The organism is Trinickia violacea (assembly GCF_005280735.1).
Taxonomy (GTDB): Bacteria; Pseudomonadota; Gammaproteobacteria; order Burkholderiales; family Burkholderiaceae; genus Trinickia_A; species Trinickia_A violacea.
The window spans coordinates 1,951,285-1,969,069 of record NZ_CP040077.1 but is presented as its reverse complement, the minus strand read 5'-3'; the positions used below and the strand labels follow the sequence as shown (position 1 = coordinate 1,969,069).

The window sequence follows — 17,785 nt, the reverse complement described above, 5'->3', positions numbered from 1 at the left end:
GGCCGCCGACCGGAACCTCAGTTGCCGTTCCCGCCTAGCGTCGCGTTCACACGCTGGCGCAGATCGTCGGCTTTCACCGGAAACTGCGTCTCGATGCGGCGCGCGCCCGTAAAACGCTTTTCCCAGTAGCCGTCATCCAGATCGTCGACACGGATCGTGCTGCCGGTGGACGGCGAATGCACGAACTTGTTGTCGCCGATGTAGATGCCAACGTGCGAGAACGTCCGGCGCATCGTATTGAAGAATACGAGATCGCCCGGCTTCAGTTCGCTCATGCGGACCTTTTCGCCGACTCGGCTCATTTCTTCAGCGCGGCGCGGCAGTGCAAGGCCAAGCGTGTCCTGGAACACGTAGCGCACAAAGCCGCTGCAATCGAGGCCTGAATCCGGCGTATTGCCGCCCCAGCGGTAGCGCACGCCGATCATGTTCAGCGCGCCGACGACAACGTCGCCAGCCTTGCCGGCCATGCCCGACAGAAACGACTTAGCACCGCCGGCCGACGGAGCCGCGGTATCCGCTTGGAAATTCAGGGAAGGTTCGGGAGACAGCGAATTCGACCCGTTCTGAGTCGAATTTGCGGCATTCTGATTAAAACTGCTTACTTCGTCGGCAAACGCGCCGGGAGCTGCGGCCATCAGTACGCCGATGAACATCCCGGTGACGGCTCGCGTGCAAACCTGGGCTAGATATCGGTGCTGCATTGGTCGGTAGATTTTGCTTAAGAATCAGTGGACTGCGAAAAGTTTGGACGATACTAGCCAGTAAGTATAGAAATGTCAAAACAAATTAAAAAATACAATTGAGATAGCACCCCCATTGGGGCTAATCAGGCTTGCAATGCGGCATTTAGTAGCTTTCGCGTGTAGGGATGGGCTGGAGCGGAGAATATTTTTTCCACCTCACCACTTTCGACGATCATTCCATCCTGCATGACCATCACGCGATGCGCCATCGCACCGATCACCTCGAGGTCGTGACTTATGAACACGAAACCGAGGTTGTATTTGTTCTGCAGATTGGCGAGCAATTTCAGGACTTGCTGCTGGATCGACACGTCGAGCGCGCTCGTCGGTTCGTCGAGAATCAGGATGCGCGGCTCCAGCACCAGGGCTCGTGCAATCGCAATCCGCTGGCGCTGTCCGCCCGAAAACTCATGCGGGTAGCGCGACAGCGCCGTGCGATCGAGCCCCACTTCTCGCAGCACCGCAATGACTTTTTCGCGCCGTGCGGTGGTGTCGAGCTGCGGACGATGCAGCGCGAGCCCCTCGCCGACAATCCGCTCGATCGTCTGGCGCGGCGAAAGCGAGCTGAAGGGGTCCTGAAATACGACCTGCATATTCGAGCGCAAGACCGTTTGCTCGCGTCCGTGATAGCTCGAGAGCGGCCTGCCTTGAAACTGGACCTCGCCTTCCGATGTGCGCTGCAGGCCGAGCAGCGCCATGGCGAGCGTCGACTTGCCTGAGCCCGACTCGCCGACGATCCCGACGGTCTCCCCTTGCCGCACCGTCACGCTCGCCTCCGAGACGGCGGCGAACCGTCCCGAACGAAACCACCCGCTAAAGCCCGGCAGCTTCGTGCGAAACGCGACCGAGACATCTCGCGCTTCGAGCAGAACCGGCGCGATCGGCAGGACCGGCGCGACCGCGCGCTGCGGCCGGCTGTTCAGAAGCCGCTGCGTGTACGGATGCTGCGGCTCGGCAAAAATCCGCTCGACCGGACCGCTCTCGACCAGCACGCCCCGCTCCATCACCGCCACCCGCTGCGCAAACCGGCGCACGAGATTGAGGTCGTGCGTGATCAGCAGCACGGCCATTCCGCGCTTCTGCGCTTCGTCGCGTTGGAGTTCCAGCAGCAGGTCGACAATCTGCGCACGGATCGTGACGTCGAGCGCAGTCGTGGGCTCGTCGGCAAGCAAAAGACGCGGCCGGCACGCGAGCGCCATCGCAATCATCGCGCGCTGACGCTGACCGCCCGACAACTGATGCGCATAGCTGTTCACGCGCTGCTCCGGCTGAGCAATGCCAGTGCGCGCAAGCAGCGCAATCGCCCGTTTCCTTGCTTCCTGCTGCGACACGCCGTCGTGCAGCACGATCGTCTCCGCGATCTGGTCGCCAATCGTGTAGAGCGGGTTGAGCGCGGTCATCGGCTCCTGGAAGATCATCGCGATGTCCGAGCCGCGCAGGCCGCGCATCTGGCGTTCGCTCTTTTGCGTCAGGTCCTGCCCCGCGAAGCGGATCGAGCCGCTCACTTCGGCATCGCGCAACAGACGCAGAATCGCGAGCGCCGTCACGCTCTTGCCCGAGCCCGATTCGCCGACCAGCGCGACGCGCTCGCCATTGGCAATGGCAAGCGTCACGTCGTTGACGGCGACCGTGTCGCCGAAGCTCACGCGCAAGCGCTCGAGTTCCAGCAACGGCTCGCCTTCGGTCGAGGCGTTCGAATTCGTGTTCGGCGTCATCGGCGCGCTCATTGGTTGCCTCCGGCGCGCATCGCATCGGCAATCCGCGTATCGAGCGCGTTGCGCAACGCGTCGCCCATGAACGTCAGCAAGAGCAGCGTTGCGACGAGCACGCCGAACGTCGACAGCGAGATCCACCACGCGTCGAGATTCGCTTTGCCTTGCGCGAGCAATTCGCCGAGGCTCGGTGTCGGCGGCGGCACGCCGAGGCCGAGGAAGTCGAGGCTCGTCAGCGCGAGAATCGAGCCGCTCATCCGGAAAGGCAGGAATGTGATGACGGGCGTGAGGCTGTTGGGCAGCACGTGACGCCAAATGATCTGCCAATTCGAGAGCCCCATCGCGCGCGCGGCCCGTACGTAATCCTGCGTGCGGTTGCGCAGAAACTCGGCGCGCACGTAGTCCGACAAGCCGATCCATCCGAACAGCGACAGCAGCACGATCAAGAGCAGGAAACTCGGCTCGAAGATCGACGCAAAGATGATCAGCAGATACAGCTCGGGCAGCGAGCTCCAGATCTCGATCAAACGCTGCCCGACGATATCGATTCGGCCGCCGAAGTAGCCCTGCACCGCACCCGCGAGAATGCCGATCACGGTGCCGATGAACGTCAGCACGAGGCCGAATTCGACCGATACGCGAAAGCCGTAAAGAAGCCGCGCGAACAGATCGCGACCCTGCGCATCGGTGCCGAGCCAGTTCTCACGCGACGGCGGCGCCGGGTTCGGTTGGTTCGAGAAGTAGTTGAGCGTGTCGTAGTAGTAGTGATTCGGCGGGTAGATCGCGAAGTTGCCCGGCGCTTCAAAGCGATGCCGGACGTAGGGATCGAGGTAGTCCGCGGGCGTCGGGAAATCGCCGCCGAACGTCGTCTCCGCGTAGGTTTTCACGATCGGAAAGTACAGATGCCCGTCGTAGCGAACGACTAACGGCTTGTCGTTCGACCACAGCGGGCCGGCCAGGCTCGCCGCAAACGCGACGACGAAAATGATGAGGCTCCAGTAGCCGAGGCGCTGCTGTTTGAAGCGCAGCCACACGCGGCGCGCGGGCGTTGGCGACACAAACGCGCGCGCGGTCTCGGTGCGTGCTTGCGCATCGCTCTCGGTACGGGGACGGACTCGGCTCAAATCAGCGCTCCAATTGTTCAAACTGAATTCGCGGATCGACCCAGACATAGCAAAGATCCGAGATGAGCTTGGTGGCGAGCCCGATCAGCGTAAAGAGATAGAGCGTGCCGAGCACGACCGGATAGTCGCGCCGCACTACCGATTCATACGACAGCAGGCCCAGGCCATCGAGCGAAAAAAGCGTTTCGATCAGCAGGCTTCCGGTGAAGAACGCGCCGATGAACGCCGCCGGAAAGCCGACGATCAGCGGCAGCATCGCATTGCGAAAGACGTGCTTCCAGAGCACGCGGCGCTCCGAGAGACCCTTCGCGCGCGCGGTCAGCACGTACTGCTTGTGGATCTCGTCGAGGAAGGCATTCTTCGTGAGCATCGTGACGACCGCAAAGCTGCCGACGACCGACGCCGTGATCGGCAATGTGATGTGCCATAGATAGTCGACGATCTTGCCGCCCAAACTGAGCTGCGCGAAGTTATCGGACGTGAGGCCGCGCAACGGGAATAGCTGCAGAAACGAACCGCCGCCGAACAGCACCAGCAGAAGCACGCCGAGCACGAACCCCGGGATCGCATAACCGACGAGCACGATGAGGCTCGACACGATATCGAACGACGAGCCGTTGCGCACGGCTTTCGCGATGCCGAGCGGCACCGATATCAGGTAGGTGAGAAAAAACGTCCATAGTCCGATGCTGATCGACACCGGTAGCTTCGAGACGATCAGCGACCAGACGCTCTGGTGATGGAAATAGCTTTGACCGAGATCGAAGCGTGCAAAGCGCGAGAGCATCAGCCAGTAACGCTCGAGCGGCGGTTTATCGAAACCGTAAAGAGCCTTCAACTGCGCGATCTGCTGTGCGTCGACGCCCGTGTGCGAGCGCAGCCCGAACGGCGCGTGCCCCTCAGCCTGTCCCTTGCGCAACTCATACACCGCCTGCTCGACGGGGCCACCCGGCACGAACTGGATCACAGCGAACGTGATGGTCAAGACGCCGAGCAGCGTCGGGATCATCAGCAGCACGCGTTTGAGAATGTAGCTCCACATGGACGGCCACCCTGAACAGGCAAAAAAACAAGCAATAACGTTAAGTAGGACTCGAAGTCCGAGAGACGCGCCAAAGTCAGTGCGCTTCGTCGGTCGACTGCACAGTCGACGGCTGAGCAAACCACCACGTCGAGATGATCCAGTCGTTCGCCTCATAGTACAGCGGCAAGGTCTTCGGATAGGCGAGCTCGCGCTGATACGCGATCCGGTGCGTCGAGCTGTACCAATGCGGCACCACATAGTAGCCACGCATGAGCACACGATCGAGCGAGCGGGCCGCATCGGTCAGTTGCTCGCGCGTCTGCGCATGGACGAGCGCGGAGAGAAGCGTGTCGACGGCCGGCGACTTGAGACCCACGATGTTGTCCGAGCCCTGTTCGTCGGCGGTCTTGCTGCTGAACCGGCTGACCTGCTCCTGCCCGGGTATCGGCGTTCCCGGCCAGCGGATCGTCGTCATGTCGTAGTCGAACGCTTCGTAGCGTTTCTGGATCAGCGCGAAATCGACCGTGCGAAAGTTCGCGGTGATGCCGAGCTTCGCCAGGTTGCGGATGTATGCCGTCACGACCGGCTCCATTCCGCCGCCCGAGCCACTGTCATCGAGAATCTCGAACGTGAAGGGCTGCCCCTTGGCGTTACGCAGCGCGCCGTTGCGGTAAGTCCAGCCGGCATCCGCCAGCAACGCGCGCGCCTTCAGCAAGTTCGCACGCAACGAATTGGGCGGGTCCGTCTCCGGCTGCACCGTCATCGGTCCGAACACGGCGGGATTCAGTTGCGCGCGCAACGGATTGAGCAGCGCGAGCTCCCCGTCGCTCGGCATGCCTGTCGCTTGCATGTCGCTATCGGCAAAGTAGCTGTCGACCCGCGTATAGCCGCCGAAGAACAGCTGGCGATTCAGCCACTGAAAGTCAAACGCAAGATCGAGCGCCTCACGCACGCGCACGTCCTGAAAGAGCGGCCGGCGCAGATTCATGAAGAAGCCCTGCATGCCTGCACCGTTGTGCTGCCGGAATTCGCGCTTGATCAGCTCGCCGTTGTCGAAACGCTTGCCGACATCGCGCCGCACCCAGTTGCGCGCAATGTATTCCACCAGCGCGTCGTACTCGCCCGCCTTGAACGCCTCGAGCCGCGCCGTAGCGTCGGAGTAGAGCTTGTATGTGATGCGTTCGAAATTGTCGGTGCCGACGCGCACCGGCAGCGACGCCCCCCAGTACGACGGATCGCGCTTGTAGGTGATCGTGCGCCCGTTGGCGTAGCTTTCGATCACGTATGGGCCGCTGCCGATCGGCTGTTGAAACGCGAGCTGATCGAACGGAATGTGGGTGCCATCGGCCTTCAAGCCCCACTTGTGCGAGAACACTGGCATGCCGCCCGCGAGCAGCGGCAATTCACGGTTGGGCTGGCGGAACTCGAAGCGGATCGTCGCCGGATCGACGACCACCGCGCGCTTGATATCCGCGAAGAAGGCCGAGAATTGCGGCGCGGCTTGCGGGCTCGTCAGCGTATCGAATGAGAATTTGACGTCGCCCGCAGTCACCGCGTCGCCGTTCGAGAAACGCGCGCGCGGATTGATGTGGAATGTCACCGACAGGCGGTCCGGCGCGAGGCGGATGTCGTCGGCGAGCAGGCCGTAGGCGGACGCGACCTCATCGGAGCTGCCGGTGGTCAGGCTCTCGAACAGCATGCCGATGCCGGGCGCCGGATTGCCGCGCATCGTGAACGGATTGAATTTGTCGAAGCTCGTGAGGCGGTCCGGATTCGCGAGCACCAGCGTGCCGCCCTTGGGAGCGTCCGGATTCACGTAGTCGAAATGCTTGAAGTCCGGCGGATACTTCGGCTCGCCGTATTGCGCGATCGCATAGACAGCGTGTGCGTCATGCGGCGCGATAAACCAGAACGATACGCAAGCAGCAATCAGAAAACGTGCGGCGAGCGCTTGTGTGCGATGCGAAATGCCGTCGCGCAAACACGCGCCGGTGAGAGCGCGCCATTGCACGCGTCGTGGAGAGGCCCCGCGCGAGCCAGTCGTCATATTGGTTTATTGGTCAGGTGGCGATTGCAATATGAGAGAATTCTAACCAAAATCCCGCACCGGCCGGCCGAACGCGAACTTTCGAGCGACGGCACGGCGCGCCGACTTCATTAGGAGAATTCATGGGCTTTCTCGCTGGTAAACGCATTTTGCTGACAGGGCTGCTGTCGAACCGTTCGATCGCTTACGGCATCGCGCAGGCTTGCAAACGCGAAGGCGCCGAGTTGGCGTTCACGTACGTCGGCGACCGCTTCAAGGACCGCATCACCGAATTCGCCGCCGAATTCGGCAGCAACCTCGTGTTCCCGTGCGATGTCGCCGACGATGCGCAAATCGACGCACTCTTTGCGTCGCTCAAAGAGCACTGGCCGAGCCTCGACGGCCTCGTCCACTCGATCGGCTTCGCGCCGCGTGAAGCGATCGCCGGCGACTTCCTCGACGGGATGACGCGCGAGAACTTCCGCATCGCGCACGATATTTCCGCATACAGCTTCCCAGCACTCGCGAAAGCGGCACTGCCGATGCTGTCGGACAATGCGGCGCTGCTCACCCTCTCCTACCTCGGCGCCGAAAAGGTGATTCCGAACTACAACACGATGGGCGTGGCGAAAGCCGCACTCGAAGCGAGCGTGCGCTACCTCGCTGTTTCGCTCGGCAAGAAAGGCATCCGCGTGAACGCTATCTCGGCCGGCCCGATCAAGACGCTCGCCGCGAGCGGCATCAAGGGCTTCGGCAAGATCCTCGACTTCGTCGAAGAGAACGCGCCGCTCAAGCGCAACGTGACGATCGAGCAAGTCGGCAACTCGGCTGCATTCCTGCTGTCGGATCTGGCGAGCGGCGTGACGGCCGAGATCATGCATGTCGACAGCGGCTTTAGCATGGTGGTCGGCGGGATGGCCGCAGCCGCGGAATAAACGCAGAATCGCCGGCGGCGCATGAAGCATTCGCGTCGGCACCCATTAAAAAACCGCCCTTATGGGCTAATGCCGTTCAGTTAAGGTCCCGCTTCAGGTACCGGACGGTGTAACGGAAAGGTCTGGACTTGACGGCCCGAGCGCATGAGCGCCCGGGCCGTTTTTCGTTGGGAAGCTGCTTGAGGCGCTCGCGCAGGCGCGCGAGTAGCGCAGGGAGTTTGCCGTACGAGCGCGTGACGGCCGCCCACGTCATTTCGTACTGGATCGTGTGAAACGCCCTGATGAAGCTCAGCTCCTCGGGTGTGCGGCCGGCCTCCAGGGCAGCCTTCGCCATCTCCAGGCGAATCAGGTTGTAGGCGATCAAAGCGCCCCAGAACTCCTGGTAGACGCCTTCCACGGTCTGACTGCGAAGGGTCAACTCCATGCCCAGCATCGATTGCTTCAATTCACGGTAGCTGGTCTCGATTTGCCAGCGACGTTCGTAGCAGGACACGATGTCACCGGCCTTAAACCGCTGCCGATCGCTCAGGGAAGTCAGCAATACCCGCTGCCGGCCACCGGCATCGACGGCGAGCACGGCACGGGCCTGCCAGGACTCGGGCAGCTCCGGACACGCCTTTCGCGCCTGCGGCGACACGCGCATGCGCACCATCTGATCGCCGGACTCACCACTGAGCACCTCCCAGCGTGTATTGGACTTGGCCGGAATGATGAAATGCCGGTTCTCCCCGCCCGCGACCAGGCTGCACAGCAGCTGGGCGGACAGGAACCCTTTATCGAACACCGTAATGGAGTTCTCCGGCACACGCGGCATGAGTTCACGCGCCGAGATCATCTCGTTGACGTCATAAGGGCCGAATTCGACATCGCGTACCAGATGCGTGGGAATGGCGGTGAGCGTAACGGCACGCAACTGGGGATAGCTGCCCACCCGGTCATGCACGGCCGCGGATGCCCCGAAGTGCCTGCGGTTGGCGGCACTGTCGGCCGTGCGCAGCGTGGTGCCGTCCATGGCGAACAGCGAGAATCCCTTGAAGAGGTATTGCGCCTGATCCTGGGCAACCCAGTTCCTGGCGGACTCGTGAAAGAGCCACGCCAGCGGCGCGGCGCCGGTGCGTTGCCGTGCCTGGGTGATGGCGCTCTTGCTGACAAACGACGCATCGGGCGCGGGAAGCGCAAGTTCCAGCCCGTCAACCACCTCGCTGATTGACTGATGCCGGTACAACGCCAGTGCGATCACCAGCCACACCACCTGCTGCGCTGGCAGACGACGACGGCGCAGGCTGGCACTGCCGCTGGCCTGAACTGCCTGCTCGATCCATTCGTACGGCAGATGCTCGCCCAGCCGGTCCCATTCGAACGGTGGGTGTGAATCGACAAGAAGAGGAAGGTCGTCAACCAGCATGGCGACGAAAGTTAACATCGCCACGCCCTGTTTACAACAGGTTTGCTCCATCAACAAAAATGCCGTTCAGTCGCTTAACTGAACGGCATTAGCCCTTATGGGCGGTTTTTTAATGTTTCACGCGGGCTAAACCAGCAGCGCCGCATCAATCTCTATGCCAGCCGTGGCCGCGGTCGCCACGATAGCCGTAGCCGGGACCGCCATGATGGCGATACCAGTCATCGCGATTCCAATAGCGACGGCCGTCCCAGTAACGGTCGCCGTGCCAGCCGATCACGATCGACGGGCCGCCATAGACCGGACCGCCATAGACCGGGCCGCCATAGACCGGCGCGGCATACACAGGCGCCGGCTGATAGACGACGGGCGGCGGAGGCGGCGGTGCATAAACCGGAGCGGGCGCGACATACACCGGTGCCGGAATGCCGATATTAACGCCGACGCTCACACCTGCCATCGCGGCGCTCGACGCGCCGATCGCCAAAACCCCGATAAGAAGCGGAAGAATGCGTGCGGATTTCATGAACTCACCTTTTGTGCGAAATGTGGTGTTGCTGAGTGCAATATAACGTACCGACCCAAGCCGGCGTATTTCAAACTTGTAACGACTGATGCACAAGATCGCCGCAGCCAATTGACGTTACGTTTCGTTACAAGGTGTGGCATTCAAGCAAATCCGATCTGCTCAAAGGCAGGCTGGACATGAAAAAGATACCGCCGACCGCCCTCTTGCGCGCGCCTTTCCAGTTCTTTGACCGAGAAGGGATTTGATTGGTGATCCGAATTAAATTCGCGAATTCAATTCGAATACGAAGCGGCGATTCGCCGCGCGGCTCGGCGTGACCATTAATCGGCGAATCAAACGCGAAGACAAAATCCCCACTTAAAAAAACAAAACCCCGTAGAACCGCAGCTCTACGGGGTTTCACCGCCATTGCTGGCGGAGACGGAGGGATTCGAACCCTCGATCCAGGTTTTGGCCCAGATGCTCCCTTAGCAGGGGAGTGCCTTCGACCTCTCGGCCACGTCTCCCAAACCTTCGCTCGCGCCAGGGAGGCAGCGCGACGAAGCCAAGATAATAGCGGTTTCACGAGCGAAGGTCAAACCTGTGACGCAATTTTCTCGCCAGGTTTGACGATTCGCATCGCGGGTGTTGCGCACCCCTCCGCCTACCTCATTTTTGTTACGCCTGATCGAGCTCGAATGCCTTGTGCAGCGCGCGCACGGCGAGCTCCATATATTTCTCGTCGATCAGCACCGAAATCTTGATTTCGGAGGTCGAGATCATCTGGATGTTGATGCCCTCTTCCGACAGCGTACGGAACATCGTGCTCGCGATGCCGACGTGCGAGCGCATTCCAACGCCCACCACCGAAACCTTCGACACCTTCGGATCGCCCAGCACCTGTTCGGCGCTCACGTGACCCTTCACTTGATTGACGAGAATGTCCATCGCGCGCTGGTAGTCGCCGCGGCCGACCGTGAACGTGAAGTCGGTTTTACCTTGCACGCTCTGATTCTGGATGATCATGTCGACGTCGATGTTCGCATCCGCCACCGGTCCGAGAATCTGATACGCGATGCCCGGCTTGTCGGGCACGCCCATCACCGCGATGCGGGCTTCGTCGCGCTGGAACGCGATACCGGAGATGACTGCTTTTTCCATGGTCTCGTCTTCTTCAAAAGTGATCAGGGTGCCCGACTTCATTTCGATTTCGAGCGGGATCTGCGGATCGGTCAGGCTCGACAGCACGCGCGTCTTCACCTGGTATTTGCCGGCGAATTCCACCGAGCGGATCTGCAAGACCTTCGAACCCAGGCTTGCCATTTCCAACATTTCTTCGAACGTCACGCGATCGAGCCGGCGCGCGCTGTCGACGACGCGCGGGTCAGTCGTGTAGACGCCGTCGACGTCGGTATAGATCAGGCATTCTTCCGCTTTCAAAGCTGCCGCGACCGCGACCGCCGAAGTGTCGGAACCGCCGCGGCCGAGCGTCGTGATGTGGCCTTCGGGGTCGACACCCTGGAAGCCCGTGATCACCACCACTTTGCCGTCGTTGAGATCGCGCATCACGCGCTCGTCGTCGATCGTGTGAATGCGGGCTTTCGTAAAGGAGCTGTCGGTTTTGATCGGGACCTGCCAGCCGGCGTAGCTCACGGCTTCGACGCCGAGTTCCTGCAACGCGATCGACAGGAGGCCGACGCTGACCTGCTCGCCGGTGGCCGCGATCATGTCGAGTTCGCGCGGGCTCGGCTGGCTCGTGATCTCTTTCGCGAGACCGAGGAGCCGGTTGGTTTCGCCGGACATCGCCGACGGCACGACGACCATCTGGTGGCCGGCTTGGTGCCATTTGGCGACGCGCTTGGCGACGTTCTTGATGCGCTCGACCGAGCCCATCGAAGTGCCGCCGTATTTGTGTACGATGAGTGCCATTGTCGTTCTGAACTGGAAGTGTGACCGCGCCGCTTGACGTGCTCGATGTGCTGAATGGGCTCAACGGACCGCAAGACTGCCGTTCGGTCACACGCCTTGTGAGCTTAGGACGACGACGAAGGGTGGCGGCGAAGACATGCTCGAGTTGCCTCTGGGCATGCGCGGGTTTGCTCGTTAAGTAGACGCATGAGACCGCAAAAGGCCACCAAAAAACGCAAAAAATATGCGCCAGCGGTAGCAAAAGCGGGTCGAGCAAACGATTGAGCGTACTCGATCGACGCCGAAAAGACAAGCCAGGGGCGGCTGAAAAACGCGCTCGAAGGCTTGTGCACAAAGGACTTGCGCGAATTCGAGGGAATTTGGCGGTCCAGGCCGCCCTATCGTCAAGCGGTCAGGCGATCAACAAATCGGGGCGCCACTCGATGCGCCGGCAGGGCTGCCCCGTGCGTCGAGACGGATGGTCGCGCAGCACGTCGCGGTTCACGCCGATCAGCGGCACGAAGAGGAGCTGAACGCCGCAATAGACAAGCGGCACGTCCCGCTTCCACGCGGGCACGCCGAGTTCTTGGAACAGATTCTTCAGCGTGCGCGTCGGGCCGTGCGGCGCCACGCGCATGCGTTCGCCGCCCGCGCGCGAGCGGGCCGACAACGGCGCGTGCGCAAGCAGCGCCTCGGGGACCGCGTCGGGGTCGTCGTCCGCGGCCCGCACGAAGACAAGTGAGCCGCGCCAAAGCGGCAATCGCCAGACCTCGTCGCCGCGCCAGATCAGCTCGCTTGGCGTTCTGGCCTCGATCGCCGTTTCGTCCGCCGGATCGGCGCTGCCCCCCGCTTCCCAATAGATTTGATCGCGATACAAACGCAGGCATTGCCCGGCGTGATCGACACGCAAGCGATGATCGTCGCGCACGTCGCGCAACTGGCGCAATGCATCGGTGAGGCGTCCGGTCGACGCAGCCGGCAAGCCGAGCGAGCGCATCCAGAAGCGGATCGCGTTCAGCGCGCGCTCGTCATCCAGCGCAAGCAGCGCTGCGCGCGACAAGGCGCGGCGCTCGTCACACGACACTGCCTGCATGTCGAGTTCGGCGAGATCGTCGAGCAGGCGCTGCGCGCTCGCCGCATGCCGCGCCGCGCGCGCGAGCGCGTCGCGAAAACCGGGGAAATGCACGGCGAGCGCCGGAATCACCTCATGGCGGAGCGCGTTGCGTGCGTAGCGGGTGTCGGCATTCGATTCGTCGTCGATCCAGCGCAATTCATGCGTCTGCGCGTAGGTCTCGAGCTGGCCCCTGAGCAAATAGAGCAGCGGCCGCACGCGCGGCACCGCCGACGCCCCCTCGACGCGCTGCGGCGCCATCGCCGCGAGCCCGGCGACACCCGCACCGCGCAGCAATTGCAGCAGCACGGTCTCGGCTTGATCGTCGGCGTGTTGAGCAAGCCACAGCGCGGCGGCGCCATGACGCGCGCACATCGCATCGAGCGCGCGGTATCGCGCGTCGCGCGCCATCGCCTCGACGCTCTCGCCCGGCATGGGCATCACCTCGACGTGCTGAGCCTCGAAGCTCACGCCATAGGCGCGCGCCGTCGCCTCGCAATGCGCAAGCCATTGATCCGCATTCGGGCTGAGACCGTGGTGGACATGCAGGGCGACACAGCGCGCCGGCCCGGCTACGCGCACGGCCGCGTCGAGCAGCACGGTCGAATCGAGGCCGCCGCTGTACGCGAGCGCAATGCGCACGTCATCGGGAAGCCCCGAAAGCGCACTGCCGATCGCATCGAGAACGATGCGATCGGCAGTGGATTCAGTGGAGGAAGTCACGGCAGCAAGGCGTGTAGCGCCCCATTGAGAACGAGCCGCGCGTGCGCGTCATGCGCCCGGCTTCGTTTCCTTGAATTTACCGTACGTCATCAGACGTTCGAAGCGGCGCTCACGCAGCTCCTGCGTGCTCATGCCCTGGAACTGGCGCAGCGTGTCGGCGAGCGCGCGGCGCAGCAGCGCGGCCATGCCCTTCGGATCGCGATGCGCGCCGCCGAGCGGCTCGTTGACGATCTTGTCGATGAGGCCAAGCGCCTTCAGTCGATGCGCAGTCAGGCCCAACGCCTCGGCAGCCTCCGGCGCCTTGGCCGCGCTCTTCCACAGAATCGACGCGCAGCCTTCCGGCGAAATCACCGAGTAGGTCGAGAATTGCAGCATCAGCACGCTGTCGGCGACCGCGATCGCCAGCGCTCCGCCCGAACCGCCTTCGCCGATCACGGTCGCGATGATCGGCGTCTTGAGCTCGGCCATCACGTACAAATTGCGGCCGATCGCTTCCGATTGCCCACGCTCTTCCGCACCGATGCCCGGATACGCACCCGGCGTATCGATGAACGTGAAAATCGGCAAACCGAACTTCTCGGCAAGACGCATGAAACGCTCGGCCTTCCGATAACCTTCCGGACGCGGCATACCGAAGTTGCGCGCCGCGCGTTCCTTCGTATCGCGCCCCTTCTGCTGGCCGATCACCATGCATGGGTGGCCGTTGAAACGCGCGAGACCGCCGACGATCGACAAATCGTCCGCATAGGAACGGTCGCCGTGCAGCTCATGAAAATCGGTGAACAGCTCGTTGACGTAATCGAGCGTATAGGGGCGCTGGGGGTGACGCGCGATTTGCGAAACCTGCCAAGGGCTCAGGTTCGCGTAGAGGTCCTTCGTGAGCTGCTGGCCTTTCTTGGACAGCCGCTCGATTTCTTCCGAAATATCGACAGCCGAGTCGTCCTGCACGAAGCGCAACTCTTCAATCTTCGCTTCGAGTTCAGCGATGGGCTGTTCGAAATCCAGAAATGTGGTTTTCATTTGTTCGAATCCTTGGACTTGCCGGGCAGCGCGTATTCTAACCGCCCCCGGCAGTGTCAAAATCAGATCGCAACTATCAATTATAAGATATCGATAGCCGACTGACGCACCTCATCCGTCACTCGCCGTTCGCGAGCGGATCGAGGCTGCGCCACATATACCAGGTCGCGACCGTACGCCACGGCTCCCAATTCGCCGCGACTTCACGCGCTTCGCTGCGCGTGACCGGCTCTCCGCTGAAATAGTTGACGCTGATCGCGCGAATGAGGCCGAGGTCGTCGAGCGGCAGCACATCGGGCCGCGACAGGTTGAAGATCAGGAACATCTCCGCGGTCCAACGCCCGATACCGCGAATTTGTGTCAGCTCGGCAATGACCGCCTCGTCCTCCATCGACATCCACTTGTCGACGTGCAGCGCACCCGACACGAAGTGCTGGGCGAGATCGAGTATGTACTCGGATTTGCGCTTCGAGAGACCGCACGCAACGAGCTTTTCCTGGCCGAGTTTGATGAACTGCTGCGGGGCGAGCTTCGGGCATACCTCTTTGATGCGCTCCCACACGGCCTGCGCCGCCTGCACCGAGATCTGCTGCCCCACCACCGACCGCGCAAGCGTGACGAACGGATCGCCGCCGTTGATGAGGTGCACCGGCCCGAACTTCGGGATGAGTTTCTTGAGGATGCGATCGCGCTTGACGAGGTCCGCGCACGCGCCGTCCCAGTAAGGCGGACGCGTGACGGCCGGAGTCAGGCCGCTGATCTGCACCGGCACAGCCGCCTCCGTCGACGAACTCGCGCGCGTCTTGCGCACGACTTCACCGTCACGCGCGGTGTCGCGCGCGAACTCCTGAACCTCGGCAGCCCCTGCCGAACCATTAGGCTTGCCCGCTTTCCGTTTTGCTGCGCGCGCCGGCTTCGCAGCATGACTGGCGCTGCCATTGAGCAAACGTTTGGCCGCCGCCTTTTTTGCCGCGGCGCTTCTTTTTAGGGGAAGCTGCTGACCGCCGTCGTCCGGCGATGCCTTCGACACGCCCGTCTTGCGCGCGCGTGCCGTCTTTACTGCTGCCGCGGATTTTTGCGGCGCCGCGGTTTTAGCCGGCGCCTTCCTGGCCGTTGCCATCTTGCCTCCTGCCTGGCGAGTCGATCAGAGGGATTTCCGATGCGCGCTCATACGCGGCGCCACTCGGTCAACCCGCCCGGTTTGTCTTCAAGCGCAATCCCGGCTTCGAGCAATGCATTGCGAATCCGGTCTGCTTCGGCATAGTTCTTCGCTTGCTTCGCAGCGACACGCGCAGCAATTTGCGCTTCGATCGCGGCGACGTCGAGCGACGCTTCGTCCGCGCTGCCACCCGCCTGCTGCAAGAACACGCGCGGGTCGCGGCCGAGCAGGCCGACGACCTGCGCAAGCCCCTTGAGTTGACGCGCAAGCGCGGCGTCGCGCGTGCGATTCACCTCACCCGCCAATTCGAACAGCACGGCTACCGCGACCGGCGTATTGAAGTCGTCGTTCATCGCCGCGCGGAACCGCATAGCATGCGCTTCGTTCCAGTCGAGCACCTTATCGTCGGGGCTCGCCTCTTTCAACGCGACATACAAGCGCGTCAGCGCCGCGCGCGCGTCGTCGAGGTGCACGTCGCTATAGTTGAGCGGCGAACGATAATGCGCACGCGCGATGAAGAAACGCACGACTTCCGCATCGTATTTCGCGAGCACGTCACGGATCGTGAAGAAGTTGCCGAGCGATTTCGACATCTTTTCATTGTCGATCTGAACGAAGCCGTTGTGCATCCAATAACTGACGAAGGTCTGATTTGTCGCACCTTCGCTCTGCGCAATTTCGTTCTCGTGGTGCGGAAACTGCAGGTCCTGGCCGCCGCCGTGCAAATCGAAGTGTTCGCCCAGCAGCGTGCAGCTCATCGCCGAGCATTCGATATGCCAGCCGGGGCGCCCTCGCCCGTATGGCGACTCCCAGATCGTATCGGCCGGCTCATCGGGCTTCGCGCTTTTCCACAGCACGAAATCGAGCGGATCTTCCTTAGCGTCGTTCGCCGCCACTCGCTCGCCCGCGCGCAAATCTTCGAGTGACTTGCCCGACAGCTTGCCGTAGTTCGCGAACTTGCGCACTGCGTAATTGACATCGCCGTCTTTGGCTCGATACGCATAACCGTTTGCCTCGAGCCGCTCGATCATGCCAAGCATCTGCGGGATGAAATCGGTTGCACGCGGCTCGATGTCCGGACGCTCGATGCCGAGCGCGTCCGCGTCTTCGTGCATCGCGGCGATGAAGCGGTCGGTCAACGCCTTGATCGTCTCGCCGTTCTCGACCGCGCGGCGAATGATCTTATCGTCGACATCGGTGATGTTGCGCACGTAAGTGACCTGATAGCCCAGGGTGCGCAGCCACCGCTGCACGATGTCGAACACGACCATCACGCGCGCATGGCCGACGTGGCAATAGTCGTACACCGTCATCCCGCAGACGTACATCCGCACCTCGCCCGCGCGGCGCGGAACGAATAGTTGCTTGTCACGCGCGAGCGTGTTGTAGATGCGCAGAGATTCCATAGAGACGATGCGTGGGCCGAGAGATATCCGCACTTGGCGCCGCACGCCGCGCATTCGACACACATGACGAACGCGGTGCATGTGACAGAACCGGTGCGCGAGCGTGAACGCTTGAAGCTGCGGTCAAGCTGCGATCGAGGCGGAGACGACCACGAGTGGCGATAGGCAGTCTGCTGTTCGAGGAAACTAGCAGACGTTTTGTTAGAATGGGTCGGAGTATAACATCCCGACTTGAGCCTATGAAACCTTCCAGCGGCCGCGCGCCCCGCGCTGCGACCCTCGCCGCGGCTATGCTGTGCGGCGTTGCTCTGACCGCGCTGCCGGGCATCGCCGCCCATGCGCAACAAGTGTCGACGGCGGTCGCCGACGGCACGCCGCAGATCGACGCGTCGATCGCCAGCCAGAACTGGAACGCGGCGCTTTCCCAGCTCGACGCACGCATCAAGACGAACCCGCGCGACGCCCAAGCGAAGTTCAAGCGCGGTACCGTGCTCGCGCACCTGAATCGCGACGACGAAGCGATCCAGCAATTCGTCGAGCTGACGCAAACCTATCCGGAGCTGCCCGAGCCCTACAACAACCTGGCTGCGCTTTACGCCAAAGAAGGCCGCTACGACGAGGCACGCGCCGCGCTCGAAACCGCCGTCAAGACCAACCCGAGCTACGGCCTCGCGTATGAAAATCTGGGCGATCTTTACCTGCGGCTTGCCGCGGAGTCGTACAAGCGCGCTCAATCGCTCGGCCATGCAAGCGGCGCGACCGCGCAACGCCTTGCCGACCTCCAGAAAGTGATCTCGCCGCCTGCATCGAGCAAGAAGACCGCGAAAGCGGCCGTGCCGGGTTCGGCACCCATGCCGTCGTTCCCGGTCATCAGCTTGCCGACGTTCCAATCCGGCGCCGGCTCGAACGGGTCGCTGGCCATACCTCCGTACGTCGCGCCGTCGCAATAAGCGGCGCACGCGGCTCCCCTTTTCTCCACTCCGA

14 protein-coding genes and 1 tRNA gene are annotated in these 17,785 nt (G+C 62.3%); 2 read left to right on the top strand and 13 right to left on the bottom strand.

Going from position 1 to position 17,785, the window contains the following annotated elements; all coding sequences use genetic code 11:
- Positions 1-17: 17 nt before the first annotated feature.
- From FAZ95_RS08865 to FAZ95_RS08845, 5 genes are all read right to left on the bottom strand, one after another.
- Positions 18-701, bottom strand: coding sequence for a C40 family peptidase (locus FAZ95_RS08865; RefSeq protein ID WP_137332109.1), 684 nt, complete (start codon positions 699-701; stop codon positions 18-20).
- 125 nt (positions 702-826) lie between these two features.
- Entirely contained in the window at positions 827-2,470 is a 1,644-nt protein-coding gene (locus FAZ95_RS08860) for an ABC transporter ATP-binding protein (protein ID WP_254699857.1), read from the bottom strand.
- Positions 2,467-3,627 (bottom strand): ABC transporter permease, encoded by a 1,161-nt coding sequence (locus FAZ95_RS08855; protein WP_137332108.1) that lies wholly within the window; start codon positions 3,625-3,627, stop codon positions 2,467-2,469. Before FAZ95_RS08855 ends, FAZ95_RS08860 begins: the two co-directional genes overlap by 4 nt.
- A complete protein-coding gene (locus FAZ95_RS08850; RefSeq protein WP_137332107.1) occupies positions 3,581-4,621 on the bottom strand; it encodes a microcin C ABC transporter permease YejB in 1,041 nt (346 codons plus the stop codon). Before FAZ95_RS08850 ends, FAZ95_RS08855 begins: the two co-directional genes overlap by 47 nt.
- A 76-nt stretch (positions 4,622-4,697) precedes the next feature.
- Entirely contained in the window at positions 4,698-6,650 is a 1,953-nt protein-coding gene (locus FAZ95_RS08845; protein ID WP_137332106.1) for an extracellular solute-binding protein, read from the bottom strand.
- A 122-nt stretch (positions 6,651-6,772) separates the two neighbouring features.
- Between FAZ95_RS08845 and fabI the strand changes: the two genes are divergently transcribed.
- Positions 6,773-7,564 carry an enoyl-ACP reductase FabI gene (fabI, locus tag FAZ95_RS08840; protein WP_137332105.1) on the top strand — a complete coding sequence of 264 codons (792 nt, stop codon included), beginning with the start codon at positions 6,773-6,775 and terminating at the stop codon, positions 7,562-7,564.
- Between the two features lie 76 nt (positions 7,565-7,640).
- On the opposite strand, the gene FAZ95_RS08835 is transcribed toward fabI, so the two are convergent.
- The 8 genes from FAZ95_RS08835 to cysS form a co-directional block, all read right to left on the bottom strand.
- Positions 7,641-8,969 carry an IS4 family transposase gene (locus tag FAZ95_RS08835; RefSeq protein WP_175425684.1) on the bottom strand — a complete coding sequence of 443 codons (1,329 nt, stop codon included), beginning with the start codon at positions 8,967-8,969 and terminating at the stop codon, positions 7,641-7,643.
- Between the two features lie 145 nt (positions 8,970-9,114).
- Positions 9,115-9,492 (bottom strand): hypothetical protein, encoded by a 378-nt coding sequence (locus FAZ95_RS08830; protein WP_137332104.1) that lies wholly within the window; start codon positions 9,490-9,492, stop codon positions 9,115-9,117.
- A 415-nt stretch (positions 9,493-9,907) separates the two neighbouring features.
- Positions 9,908-10,001, bottom strand: a tRNA-Ser gene (locus tag FAZ95_RS08825).
- Between the two features lie 151 nt (positions 10,002-10,152).
- A complete protein-coding gene (locus FAZ95_RS08820) occupies positions 10,153-11,403 on the bottom strand; it encodes an aspartate kinase (RefSeq protein WP_137332103.1) in 1,251 nt (416 codons plus the stop codon).
- Positions 11,404-11,794: 391 nt separating this feature from the next.
- The gene (gene tilS, locus FAZ95_RS08815; RefSeq protein ID WP_137332102.1) at positions 11,795-13,216 is read right to left on the bottom strand and encodes a tRNA lysidine(34) synthetase TilS; all 1,422 of its coding nucleotides are present in this window, start codon (positions 13,214-13,216) and stop codon (positions 11,795-11,797) included.
- A 48-nt stretch (positions 13,217-13,264) separates the two neighbouring features.
- Complete coding sequence (locus tag FAZ95_RS08810) at positions 13,265-14,236, bottom strand: acetyl-CoA carboxylase carboxyltransferase subunit alpha (protein WP_137332101.1); 972 nt, start codon at positions 14,234-14,236, stop codon at positions 13,265-13,267.
- A 118-nt stretch (positions 14,237-14,354) separates the two neighbouring features.
- Entirely contained in the window at positions 14,355-15,356 is a 1,002-nt protein-coding gene (locus FAZ95_RS08805; protein WP_137332100.1) for a DNA-3-methyladenine glycosylase family protein, read from the bottom strand.
- Between the two features lie 47 nt (positions 15,357-15,403).
- Positions 15,404-16,801 (bottom strand): cysteine--tRNA ligase, encoded by a 1,398-nt coding sequence (cysS, locus tag FAZ95_RS08800; RefSeq protein ID WP_137332099.1) that lies wholly within the window; start codon positions 16,799-16,801, stop codon positions 15,404-15,406.
- 239 nt (positions 16,802-17,040) lie between these two features.
- Here cysS and FAZ95_RS08795 point away from each other — a divergent pair, with 239 nt between their 5' ends.
- Positions 17,041-17,751 (top strand): tetratricopeptide repeat protein, encoded by a 711-nt coding sequence (locus FAZ95_RS08795; protein ID WP_175425553.1) that lies wholly within the window; start codon positions 17,041-17,043, stop codon positions 17,749-17,751.
- Positions 17,752-17,785: the final 34 nt, after the last annotated feature.